We start from the raw sequence: 11,794 nt of genomic DNA, 5'->3' as shown, positions 1-11,794 counted from the left end.
TGTAGTGGTCAAGCAAAACTGGCCACGGCTTTAGAGTTTTTCCAGAACAATCGTTCTGATTCATTCGGCGTCAAACCACCATTATATTGATGAGGTCTGAGCTGGCTGTAATACCCTGTGATGTAATTCGTTATTGCCGTGCTGGCTTCGCTAAAATTCACGTAGCCATTATCCGGCACCCACTCTGTTTTCAGGCTTCTGAAGAACCGTTCCATTGGGCTATTATCCCAGCAATTCCCCCGGCGACTCAGGCTTTGCTTTATCTGATACCGCCACAGTAACTGCCTGAAATTCCTGCTGGTATAGTGGCTGCCTTGATCCGAGTGATACAGTAAATTAGTCGGCTTTCCTCGCGCTTCCCAGGCCATTGACAGCGCTTTAGCTGTCAACGCAGAATCCGGGAAAAATGACATAGCCCAGCCAACTGGTTTACGGGAAAACAGATCAAGCACTACGGCCAAATAAGCCCAGCGTTTACCCGTCCAGATATAAGTCACATCACCGCACCAGACCTGATTAGGCTCAGTTACAGCAAACTGGCGTTCCAGATAATTGGGGATCTCAACGTGTTCCTTAGACGCCTTTTTATATCGATGACCTGGCTGCTGACAGCTGATGAGACGAAGCTCTTTCATCAGTTTTGATGCTCGCCAGCGGCTAAGTTTTACACCTTTGTTCGTGACCATTGCTGCAATATTACGTGCGCCTGCGGAGCCGTTACTTTCGCGATAACTTTCACGAACAAGACTGAGTAATGTCACTCGCGTGGCATCGGGCTTTTTTGGCTGCCGCCAGTATTTATAACTGCTGCGATGAACCCCAAACACGTTGCACATAACGGCAACAGGAAACCGCGCCCTGAGTTTCTCAACTAATGAGAACTGTTCAGGGAGTCTGACATCAAGAGCGCGGTAGCCTTTTTTAATATATCCCTTTCCATTTCAACGCGTTGAAGTCTTTTCTTCAGCTCGCGTATTTCAATCTGCTCCGGTGTCATGGGGGACGCTACGGATGATTTCCCTCCTCGTCCTTCTTTCAACTGCCGAACCCACTTATCCATCGTGGATTTGCCGACATTCATTGCTGTAGCAGCGGCGGCAACGGTGTAATGCTGATCGAGTACAAGCTGGGCAGCTTCGAGGCGAAACTCGGGGCTAAAATTACGTCTGTTACGTCCGGTCATAATGTCACCTTTTTTGACTATGAGGCGATGATATCACCTCTATTCAGGTGGCCAAATTCAGTGTGCCACTACAGTTTCCGGCAGGCTCAGCTCATTGGCGATGGCCTGCATCTCGGCAGTCGACAGTGGCTGTTTCAGCAGGCAGACACCGGCCGGGTTGCCACGAAATCCTTCGCCGGTGAAGGCCGCAATGTGGAAGTAATTTTCTGCCATCCGCAACTCCTTAATGCCAGATGAGTAACACACAGGCCGCGGTGAGCAGCCCCATAGAAACGTTAAAGATGATCCAGGCTTTTTTGCTGCGCAGCAGGCGGCCAATCACCGTGCCAAATCCCAGCCAAATCACGCCGGCAACCATGTTCACCACGAAAATACCCAGCGAGATCGCCAGAATCGAGCTGTTGTATTTATCGCCTGCCAGGCTAAAGCTTGCCACCGCCCCCAGCGCCATCAGCCAGGCCTTGGGGTTAAGGAATTGCAGCAGCCAGCCCTGATACAGCCGTATCGGTTTGGGCGGTGCCACGTCGGTTTCCAGCTTTTCATAGGCGGCGGTGGCCACTTTCCACGCCAGCCACAGCAGGTACAGGCTGCCGAGAATTTTCAGCACCAGATGCAGCGCCGGATAAACCAGAATCAGGCTGCCAACACCGAACGCCACCAGCAGCAAAATGCTTTGCATGCCGAGCATGATGCCCATCATCAGCAGCAGTGAACGCATAAAGCCAAAGTTGGCGCCGGAAGTGGTCAATAACATATTGTTGGGGCCGGGGGTGATCGCGGCAACCCACAGAAAGCCTAACATCGAAAGAAATAAACTCGCTTCCATCAGGCGGGTGCTCCTCACCCAGGGGGATTTTTGCAGTATTATTGTTAACTCAGGGTAGTGAAGCTAACAGCGCACTAATCATCCCACAATAGTTGCCAAAAAGATTTTTACTCAAGCTATGCATGAATCCTTTCGCCCGCTGACCGGGGCCAGTAATCCCCATCTGCAGACACTGCTGCCACGGCTGGTGCGCCGGCGTGTACAGCTGAAACCTCATTGGCAACGGCTGGAGTTGCCCGACGGCGACTTTGTCGATCTCGCCTGGAGCGAAGACCCGACTCAGGCTACCGACAAGCCGCGGGTGGTGCTGTTCCACGGCCTGGAAGGTAACTTCTACAGCCCCTATGCCCATGGCCAGCTCAGCGCCTGGCGCGAAAAAGGCTGGCTCGGGGTGGTGATGCATTTTCGCGGCTGCAGCGGCGTGCCGAACCGTAAGCAACGCATCTATCATTCCGGCGAAACGGAAGACGCGCGCTTCTTCCTGCAATGGCTGCGTATCACCTACGGGGAAGCGCCAACCGCCGCCGTAGGTGTCTCGCTCGGCGGCAACATGCTGGCCTGCTATCTGGCGCAACAGGGCACCGACAGCCTGCTGCAGGCGGCGGTGGTGGTCTCTGCGCCACTGATGCTGGAACCCTGCTCATGGCGGATGGATCAGGGCTTCTCGCGGGTTTATCAGCACTATCTGCTCGGCCAGTTAAAACAAAACGCCACCCGCAAACTGCTGCACTATCCTGACACCCTGCCGCTGAAACTACCGCAGCTCAAGGCGTTGCGGCGGATCCGCGACTTTGACGATGCCATTACCTCACGCATCCACGGTTTCAGCGACGCCACCGATTATTACCGCCGCTGCAGCGCCCTGCCGCTGTTACCATCGATCCAAACGCCGTTGTTGATCATCCATGCCAAGGACGATCCTTTTATGACCGACGAAGTGATCCCCGAGGTCGCCAAGCTGCCGCACAACATTGAGTATCAGCTGACCGAGTTTGGCGGCCACGTCGGCTTTGTCGGCGGCACATTGAAAAAACCCCATATGTGGCTGGAATACCGTATTCCATCCTGGCTTGCCCCTTATCTGGAAACAACCAAGTGATTATCCCCTGGAAAGAACTGGAAGCTGAAACCCTGAACGGCCTGATCGAGTCCTTTGTGCTGCGCGAAGGGACCGACTACGGCGAGCACGAGCGCTCGCTGGAACAGAAGGTAGAAGACGTGCGCCGCCAGTTGAAAAGCGGCGAGGTGCTGCTGGTGTGGTCAGAACTTCATGAGACCATCAACATCATGCCACGAGGACAGTTCCGCGCCGGACAAGAAGAAATTTAGTGCCGTTCGGTTCTATGACTGACGGAAAAAATCAGGTAACAATGAGGGATTGCAAACCAACGCGCGGAATTTTGCCCTTGGCGAAAGGGCGTCAAACACACCAATATAGCCTATAGCTTTCAAGCTGCAGCTAGGCGCCCAACTCGCTCATCCCCGGGCGCTTACTCGAGTAAGTAACCGGGGTGAGCGAGTGCAGGTAACAACGCTGCAGCTTGAAAGATGACGGGTATAATTTTATCTGACGCCTGCGCATTTAACACGGAGTGACCCACCACCATGTCCGCCAAACATCCCGTTATCGCAGTGACCGGCTCCAGCGGCGCCGGCACTACCACCACCAGCGTGGCGTTCCGTAAAATCTTTCAGCAGCTGAACATCCGTGCCGCAGAGCTGGAAGGCGACAGTTTCCACCGCTATACCCGGCCGGAAATGGACGCGGCAATCCGCAAAGCGCGCGATCTCGGCCGTCATATCAGCTATTTCGGCCCTGAGGCCAACGACTTCGGCCTGCTGCAACAAAGCTTTAGTGAGTACGGCACCAACGGCACCGGCCGTTCTCGCAAATATCTGCATACCTACGATGAAGCGGTGCCCTATAACCAGGTCCCCGGCACCTTTACGCCGTGGGAAGCCTTACCGGCACCGACCGACGTGCTGTTCTATGAAGGGTTGCACGGCGGCGTAGTGACCGAACACAACGACGTGGCCAAACATGTCGATTTATTGGTCGGCGTGGTGCCTATCGTTAACCTGGAGTGGATCCAGAAGCTGATCCGCGATACCGGTGAACGCGGCCACTCCCGCGAAGCGGTGATGGACTCGGTGGTCCGTTCGATGGAGGACTACATCAACTACATCACGCCGCAGTTCTCCCGCACCCACATCAACTTCCAACGGGTGCCAACGGTAGATACCTCCAACCCGTTTGCCGCCAAGGCGATCCCCTCGCTGGACGAGAGCTTTGTGGTGATCCACTTCCGCGGTCTGGACCAGATCGACTTCCCTTACTTGCTGGCCATGCTGCAGGGATCTTTTATCTCGCATATCAATACGCTGGTGGTGCCGGGAGGTAAAATGGGGCTGGCGATGGAGCTGATTATGGCGCCGCTGGTGCAGCGACTGCTGGAAGGCAAAAAAATCGAGTAACTTACCGGAGCGCGGCGACAGGCCGCGCCCCTCTATCCGTCAGGACACTGCGCGGATTTCAAAGCTGTGGGTCACGCTGGCCGCCTGACTCAACATCAGCGAGACCGAGCAGTACTTCTCGGCGGAAAGATTCACCGCCCGCTCAACAATCTTGTCACTTAAATCTTTACCGGTGACGATAAAATGCAGGTTGATATGGGTGAACAAGCGTGGCGCTTCTTCACGCCGTTCGGAGGTCAATTTCACCTCGCAGTCGCGCACATCGTTACGTCCTTTTTGCAGGATCGACACCACATCTATCGCGCTGCAGCCTCCCACCGACATCAGCACCATTTCCATCGGGCTCGGGGCTTTATCACCGGCGTTACCGTCCATCAACACCTGATGGCCAGACGCGGATTCACCCAGAAACGTCAGCCCTTCCACCCACTTAACTCTTGCCTGCATACTGGTCACTCCGGTTAATTTCTTAAAATCAGACTACGCTTTCGCATAGAAACTGGCAACGGAACCTGATGCTAATCATGCTGAAGCGAGACAACACAAGACACCCGCCTCACTCTGTGCTACAAACAGAGCCGCAATAAATCTTTCCGGGACACTGATTTCAGGGAAACTCCCAGGGAAAGGCTCCTTTACCGGTATGTTAACAGAATGTAGCTTGCAGCTCTCCCGGCAAGTTAATATGCTAGGGCGACAGCGTATATTTATGACACGCCTCAAAACCTGCTGATAGCCACCATTAAAAAAACGGCGACAGCACGTTTTACAGGGAACTCTGACCCCTGTGACACAAGGCAGCGATAACAACAGAGGATAACAGCGAATGGTTCTCGGCAAACCGCAAACAGACCCTACTCTCGAATGGTTCCTGTCTCATTGCCATATCCACAAATATCCATCCAAAAGTACGCTGATTCACCAAGGTGAAAAGGCCGAAACGCTTTACTACATCGTCAAAGGCTCCGTCGCGGTGCTGATTAAGGATGAAGAAGGTAAAGAGATGATCCTGTCCTACCTTAACCAGGGGGATTTCATCGGCGAGCTTGGATTATTTGAGGAAGGTCAGGAGCGTAGCGCCTGGGTTAGGGCGAAAACCGCCTGTGAAGTGGCTGAAATTTCCTATAAGAAATTCCGCCAGTTGATTCAGGTTAACCCGGACATCCTGATGCGCCTGTCAGCGCAGATGGCAAACCGTCTGCAGATCACCTCTGAGAAAGTGGGTAACCTTGCTTTCCTGGACGTGACGGGCCGCATCGCGCAAACCCTGCTGAACCTGGCGAAACAGCCTGATGCCATGACCCACCCGGATGGTATGCAGATTAAAATTACTCGCCAGGAAATTGGCCAGATCGTCGGTTGTTCACGTGAAACCGTTGGTCGTATTCTGAAAATGCTGGAAGATCAAAACCTGATCTCCGCCCACGGCAAAACTATTGTCGTTTACGGCACGCGTTAATTACTGAAAAAACGGCGCGATAACTCGCGCCGTTTTTTTATGCCCTGAATCATCATGTGGCGCCGACTGATTTACCACCCGGAAGTCAATTACGCACTGCGGCAAACGCTGGTGCTTTGCCTGCCGGTACTGCTTGGCCTGCTGATTGGCCAACTGCAATACGGCCTGTTATTTTCCCTGGTCCCCGCCTGCTGTAACATCGCCGGGCTGGACACACCCCACAAACGCTTCTTCAAACGCCTGATCGTCGGCGGTTCCCTGTTTGCCTTCAGCAGCCTGTTGCTGCAGCAAGCCCTGCTTTGGCAGTTGCCGCTGCCGTTAATGATGCTCGGCCTGGCCCTGTTGCTCGGCGTCAGCGGTGAAATCAGCCCGTTACACGCTCGCCTGCTGCCTGCCGCACTGGTGGCCGCCATCTTCTCTCTCAGCATGGTCGGCAGAGTCCCGCTTTGGCACGCACCGCTGTTATACGTGGTCGGCACGGCCTGGTACGGGCTGTTCACCTGGTTCTGGTTCAAGTTGTGGAAAGAGCAGCCGATGCGCGAGTCACTCAATCAGCTCTATCTGGAGCTGGCAGACTACTTCGAAGCCAAATACTCGCTACTGACCCAGCATACCGATCCGCAAACCGCGCTCCCGCCATTGTTGGTACGCCAGCAAAAGGTGATGGATCTGATCACCCTGCTGTATCAGCAGCTTAATTTTTTGCCGCACGCCGATAACCTTGAGCAAAAACGCCTGCAACGTACCTTTCAGGTCGCGCTGGATTTACAGGAACACATCACCGTCAGCCTGCATCTGCCGGAAGAAGTCCAAAAACTGGTGGAGCAGAGCCAGGCCGAAGCGATTATACGCCGCAACGCGCAGGTGATTGCCGGCCGACTACGCACGGTGGCGCACGATATTCTCTACCATCAGCATTCTCAGCGCTTCAAAATGGACCATGAGCTGGCGGCATTGGAAAAAATCGCAGTGCAGCACCCGGACAACCCGGTTGGCCAGTTCTGCTACTACCACTTCAGCCGCATCGCTCGTCTGCTGCGTACCCAGCACCCGCTCTATCGCCGCGATCTGATGGCCAACCAAAACCGCCTGCCGTTTTGGCCCGCGCTGGTCAGTTATCTGTCGTTCAAGTCCAACGCCCTGCGCAATGCGGCACGGCTGGGCGTCACGCTGGCGGCGGGCAGCAGTCTGGGAATGATTTTCAACCTGCCGAAGCCCTACTGGATCCTGCTGACCATCATGCTGGTGAGCCAGAACGGCTACAACGCCACCCGGGTACGCATCCAGCACCGTGCGCTCGGTACCCTGGCCGGGCTGGTGATCGCCGCCGGTCTGCTGCAATTACAACTGCCTGAAGCCGAGACCCTAAGCGTAATGCTGGTGATCACGCTGCTGGCCTATCTGGTATCGCGTAAAAACTATGGGCTAGCGGTGATTGGCTTTACGGTGACGGCGGTATACACCCTGCAATTGCTGGCGCTAAACGGCACCAATTTCCTGGTACCACGGCTGATCGACACCCTGATTGGCTGCGTGCTGGTATTCGGCAGCACCATCTGGCTGTGGCCACAGTGGCAAAGCGGGCTGCTGCGCAAGAACGCCCATCAGGCGCTGGAGAACGATCAGCAGGCGCTGCGTTTGCTGCTGGAAGAACAGGAACCCGACCCCAGCGCACTGGCCTATGCCCGCATGCAGGTCAATCAGGCGCACAATGCGTTATTCACCTCGCTGAATCAGGCGATGCAGGAGCCGGGGTTTGAATCAAACTATCTGGCGGATATGCGCCTGTGGGTGACGCACAGCCAGTTTATTGTCGAACATCTGAACGCGATGACCATCCTGGCGCGCGAGCACTATATGCTGACGCCAAAACTGGCGGAGGAGTATCTGCAATCTTGTGAGATCGCGCTGCAGAGCTGTCAGCAGCGGCTGGAATACGACGGGCCGAGCAGTGGCAACGGCATTATGCAGCCGCCGGATTTGCACCCGGATATGCCGGTGACCGAAATGGAGCGCCACCTGCGGCGTATTCTGTCGCACCTGAGCGTAATGCATACCATCTCGTCATTGGCCTGGAGCCAACGCCCGCATCATGGTATCTGGCTGAAACGCAAACTGCGCGATCAATAAGAGCGCCCTGTGGCGCCCCGGTTATCGATGCAAAAAATTAAGCGTTAATCACGTCCTGCACCGCCAATTCAAACAGCGCCATACCTTGGTCGATATCCTGGATTTCCACCACCAGCGAAGGCGCAAAGCGGATCACATTTGGCCCGGCGTTAAGGATCATCAGCCCACGTGCAGCAGCCGCCGTCAGGAAATCACGCGCCTTACCGTGGTACGGGGCCGTCAGTTCGGCGCCAATCAACAGGCCCATGCCGCGAATGTCGCTGAAAATGCCGTACTGCTCGCCAATTTTCTTTAACGCCTGCACGTACAGCCCATGACGTAACTCAATACCACTCAGCACTTCCGGCGTATTGATCACGTCCAGTGCCGCCTCCGCCACCGCGCAGGCCAGCGGATTACCGCCATAAGTGGTGCCATGGGTGCCCACCTGCATCGCCGAAGCAATCTCTTCGGTAGTCAGCATGGCGCTAACCGGGAAACCGCCGCCGAGCGCTTTGGCGGTGGTGAGGATGTCCGGCGTCACGCCATAGTGCATGTAGGCGAACAACTTGCCACTGCGCCCCATGCCGCTTTGCACTTCATCGAACACCAGCAGCGCCTGATGCTTGTCGCACAGTTCACGCACGCCCTTGAGGAATTCGGCATTGACCGGGGTAATGCCCCCTTCCCCCTGGATCGGCTCCATCACCACCGCACAGGTATGGTCGTCCATCACCGCCTTCACCGCCGCCAGATCGTTGAACGGCACGTGCACGATGTCGGCCGGCTTGGGCCCAAAACCATCAGAATACTTGGCCTGCCCGCCCACCGAGACGGTGAACAGCGTGCGGCCGTGGAAAGCGTTATAAAAAGCGATGATTTTGGTTTTGTACGGGCTGTGACGGGTAATCGCGTAATGGCGTGCCAGTTTGAAGGCCGCTTCATTGGCTTCCGCACCGGAGTTGGCGAAAAACACCCGGTCGGCAAAGGTGGCGTTGATCAACTTGGTGGCCAGACGCAGCGCCGGTTCGTTGGTGAAAACGTTGCTGGTATGCCACAGGGTTTCGCCCTGCTGTTTCAATGCCTCAACCAGGGCCGGGTGGCAATGCCCCAACGCCGTCACCGCAATGCCGCCAGAGAAATCGATGTACTCTTTCCCCTGCTGGTCCCACACGCGGCTGCCTTTGCCCCTGACCGGGACAAACTGGGCAGGTGCATAAACAGGCAAGATAACCTGATCAAAGGTGCTGCGGTTGACTTCGAGCTTTTCGGTCATTATAGGGTCCACCCTGAATGTGACTCAGTCTTTTTGTTGCGATTGAGTGAAAATATAATCACAAAATATGCATAAAAAACCAATAAAGGGCAAACGCAAATCGTCTTCGCGGTTAAAAAAAACCTAACCAACTAACTTTTAAGGAAATTATCCAACAACTGATGACCCTGCTCACTGAGGATGCTCTCCGGATGGAACTGTACCCCTTCCAGCGCCAGTTGACGGTGGCGAATGCCCATAATCTCATCGTGTACGCCGTCGCGCTCGCTCCAGGCGGTCACTTCAAAACAGTCCGGCAAGGTAGCGGCTTCAAGCACCAGCGAGTGGTAGCGGGTGACGGTCAACGGATTATTCAACCCGTGAAAAACGCCGCTGTCGAGATGGCGGATCGCCGAGGTCTTGCCGTGCATCACCTCACGGGCGCGCACGACGTTGGCGCCAAAGGCCTGTCCCAGTGCCTGATGCCCCAGGCAAACGCCGAGGATCGGCAGCTTGCCGGCAAAATGCCGAATAGCTGCCAGCGAGATACCGGCTTCATTTGGGGTACAGGGGCCCGGAGAGATCACCAGACGCTGCGGTGCCAGCCTTTCGATATCGGCCAGTTGCAATTCGTCGTTACGCTTCACCAGCACTTCGGCGCCTAATTGGCAGAAGTACTGGTAAAGGTTATAGGTAAATGAGTCGTAGTTATCGATCAACAGCAGCATAAGGGTTCCAACGGACAGCATTGTAAGGGGTTCGCCCCGATTGACACCGGCGCATTATACAACGCCCCTACAACACTGCCGCCAGCGATAATTTCAGCTTACTTTTTGCGGCCACCCATAATCGAGCCCAGCACGCCGCGCAGGATCTGGCGGCCAAGGTCACGCGCCATGCTCTTGGCCGCGGTCTGGACGATGCCGTCATGCTTGCCGCCACGTGGGCCGGTAGAACCGAACAGGATATCGTTCAGGCCCCCCATCAAACCACCACCCGCCGGCTGCTGTGCCTGCGGTTGCTGTGCCGGCTGACCCGGTTGCGGCGTGCCGACGGTAGCAAACCCTGCCGACGACAACTTCTCATAAGCGGACTCGCGGTCGACCATATCCTCATAGCGACCATACAGCGGCGATTTATTGATCGCACTGTTCAGCCCTTCCGCCCCCAGCATGCCCATTTTGGATTCCGGTGCGATCACCATCGCTCGCTCCACCACGTTAGGTCGCCCTTTTTCATCCAGGAACGACACCAGCGCCTCACCCACGCCCAGTTCGGTGATCGCCGTTTCGGCGTCGAAGGCCGGGTTGGCACGCATGGTTTGCGCCGCGGCTTTCACCGCTTTCTGATCGCGAGGGGTAAAGGCACGCAACGCATGCTGTACACGGTTACCTAATTGGCCCAGCACGCTGTCCGGGATATCCAGCGGGTTCTGGGTCACAAAATAGATGCCGACGCCTTTGGAGCGGATCAGGCGCACTACCTGCTCGATTTTGGTCAGCAGTGCCGCCGGTGCATCGTTGAACAACAGGTGCGCCTCATCGAAGAAGAACACCAACTTCGGCTGTTCCGGGTCACCCACCTCAGGCAGGTGTTCAAACAGCTCGGCCAGCAGCCACAGCAGGAACACCGAATACAGCTTCGGCTGGTTAATCAGCTTGTCCGCCGCCAGCAGGTTAATAATACCGTGGCCGTTGGCGTCGGTTTTCATCAGGTCATTGATGTCGAGCATCGGCTCGCCGAAGAACTGGTTGGCACCCTGCTCTTCCAGCGTCAGCAGCCCACGCTGGATAGCGCCCACCGAAGCCGAAGAAATATTGCCGTATTGGGTCTGGAACTGCTTGGCGTTGTCGCCCACGTACTGCACCATGGCGCGCAGATCTTTCATATCCAACAGCAGCAGCGCATTATCGTCGGCAATTTTGAACACCAACTGCAGCACGCCGCTTTGTACCTCGTTCAGATCCAGCAAGCGGCCCAGCAGCAGCGGGCCCAGGTCAGACACGGTGGCGCGGATCGGGTGGCCCTTCTCACCGTAGATATCCCACGGAATAAGGGTACAGGCCTGCGGCTGCCAGTCGGTGACGCCAATCGCCGTCAGGCGCGCCTGCAGTTTTTCGGAGGGCACGGCTTCGGCGCCAATCCCCGACAGGTCACCTTTCACGTCGGACAAAAATACCGGAATGCCGATACGCGAGAATTGCTCAGCCATTTTTTGCAGCGTCACGGTTTTACCGGTCCCGGTCGCGCCGGTGATCAGTCCATGGCGGTTGGCCAACGCGGGCAAGATCACCAGATCCTGTTCCGGTTTCCCGTCTTTCATCGCTTTGGCAATAATCCGTGCTTCACTCATTTTCTTTTCCTTGGACGCTGACGTGGCGCGAAAAGCGCCAGTTGATGTCAATAAAGCTATAAGCGTGGCGTAACCCCGTCAAGGACAAACAAAAAGGGCGTCATCAAGACGCCCGCAAAAGCCAATACTTTCAG

11 protein-coding genes and 1 pseudogene are annotated in these 11,794 nt (G+C 55.8%); 5 read left to right on the top strand and 7 right to left on the bottom strand.

What is annotated here, in order from left to right; genetic code table 11:
• Positions 1-8: 8 nt before the first annotated feature.
• From OC597_RS18715 to OC597_RS18705, 3 genes and pseudogenes are all read right to left on the bottom strand, one after another.
• Positions 9-1,183, bottom strand: a protein-coding gene (locus tag OC597_RS18715) for an IS3 family transposase (protein WP_262209966.1) whose coding sequence is annotated in 2 segments (ribosomal slippage) — positions 9-916 and positions 916-1,183 — 1,176 coding nt in all. Because the reading frame shifts where the segments join, the coding sequence is not laid out codon by codon here.
• A 72-nt stretch (positions 1,184-1,255) separates the two neighbouring features.
• Positions 1,256-1,396: pseudogene (locus tag OC597_RS18710) on the bottom strand (PhzF family phenazine biosynthesis protein); the annotation flags it as partial.
• Between the two features lie 10 nt (positions 1,397-1,406).
• A complete protein-coding gene (locus OC597_RS18705) occupies positions 1,407-2,009 on the bottom strand; it encodes a LysE family translocator (RefSeq protein WP_261285790.1) in 603 nt (200 codons plus the stop codon).
• 118 nt (positions 2,010-2,127) lie between these two features.
• Here OC597_RS18705 and OC597_RS18700 point away from each other — a divergent pair, with 118 nt between their 5' ends.
• From OC597_RS18700 to OC597_RS18690, 3 genes are all read left to right on the top strand, one after another.
• Entirely contained in the window at positions 2,128-3,108 is a 981-nt protein-coding gene (locus OC597_RS18700; RefSeq protein WP_262209965.1) for a hydrolase, read from the top strand.
• The gene (locus tag OC597_RS18695) at positions 3,105-3,338 is read left to right on the top strand and encodes a YheU family protein (RefSeq protein ID WP_085119788.1); all 234 of its coding nucleotides are present in this window, start codon (positions 3,105-3,107) and stop codon (positions 3,336-3,338) included. The genes OC597_RS18700 and OC597_RS18695 overlap by 4 nt, the downstream gene beginning before the upstream one ends.
• Positions 3,339-3,614: 276 nt before the next feature.
• Positions 3,615-4,484, top strand: coding sequence for a phosphoribulokinase (locus OC597_RS18690; RefSeq protein ID WP_261260136.1), 870 nt, complete (start codon positions 3,615-3,617; stop codon positions 4,482-4,484).
• A gap of 39 nt (positions 4,485-4,523) precedes the next feature.
• On the opposite strand, the gene OC597_RS18685 is transcribed toward OC597_RS18690, so the two are convergent.
• Entirely contained in the window at positions 4,524-4,931 is a 408-nt protein-coding gene (locus OC597_RS18685; RefSeq protein WP_085119790.1) for an OsmC family protein, read from the bottom strand.
• A 379-nt stretch (positions 4,932-5,310) separates the two neighbouring features.
• Between OC597_RS18685 and crp the strand changes: the two genes are divergently transcribed.
• Together crp and OC597_RS18675 are read left to right on the top strand one after the other, a co-directional pair.
• The gene (gene crp / locus OC597_RS18680; RefSeq protein WP_004718520.1) at positions 5,311-5,943 is read left to right on the top strand and encodes a cAMP-activated global transcriptional regulator CRP; all 633 of its coding nucleotides are present in this window, start codon (positions 5,311-5,313) and stop codon (positions 5,941-5,943) included.
• Between the two features lie 54 nt (positions 5,944-5,997).
• The gene (locus tag OC597_RS18675; RefSeq protein ID WP_262209962.1) at positions 5,998-8,073 is read left to right on the top strand and encodes a YccS/YhfK family putative transporter; all 2,076 of its coding nucleotides are present in this window, start codon (positions 5,998-6,000) and stop codon (positions 8,071-8,073) included.
• A 37-nt stretch (positions 8,074-8,110) separates the two neighbouring features.
• On the opposite strand, the gene argD is transcribed toward OC597_RS18675, so the two are convergent.
• The 3 genes from argD to OC597_RS18660 form a co-directional block, all read right to left on the bottom strand.
• A complete protein-coding gene (gene argD / locus OC597_RS18670; RefSeq protein WP_261260139.1) occupies positions 8,111-9,328 on the bottom strand; it encodes a bifunctional acetylornithine/succinyldiaminopimelate transaminase in 1,218 nt (405 codons plus the stop codon).
• Positions 9,329-9,459: 131 nt separating this feature from the next.
• The gene (locus tag OC597_RS18665) at positions 9,460-10,035 is read right to left on the bottom strand and encodes an aminodeoxychorismate synthase component II (RefSeq protein ID WP_261260140.1); all 576 of its coding nucleotides are present in this window, start codon (positions 10,033-10,035) and stop codon (positions 9,460-9,462) included.
• Positions 10,036-10,133: 98 nt separating this feature from the next.
• Entirely contained in the window at positions 10,134-11,660 is a 1,527-nt protein-coding gene (locus tag OC597_RS18660) for a helicase HerA-like domain-containing protein (protein ID WP_261285794.1), read from the bottom strand.
• Positions 11,661-11,794 lie beyond the last annotated feature (134 nt).

Source organism: Serratia proteamaculans, assembly GCF_946227095.1.
Taxonomy (GTDB): domain Bacteria; phylum Pseudomonadota; class Gammaproteobacteria; order Enterobacterales; family Enterobacteriaceae; genus Serratia; species Serratia proteamaculans_E.
The sequence above is the reverse complement of the archived record's forward strand: the minus strand, read 5'-3'. Positions and strand labels throughout refer to the sequence as shown.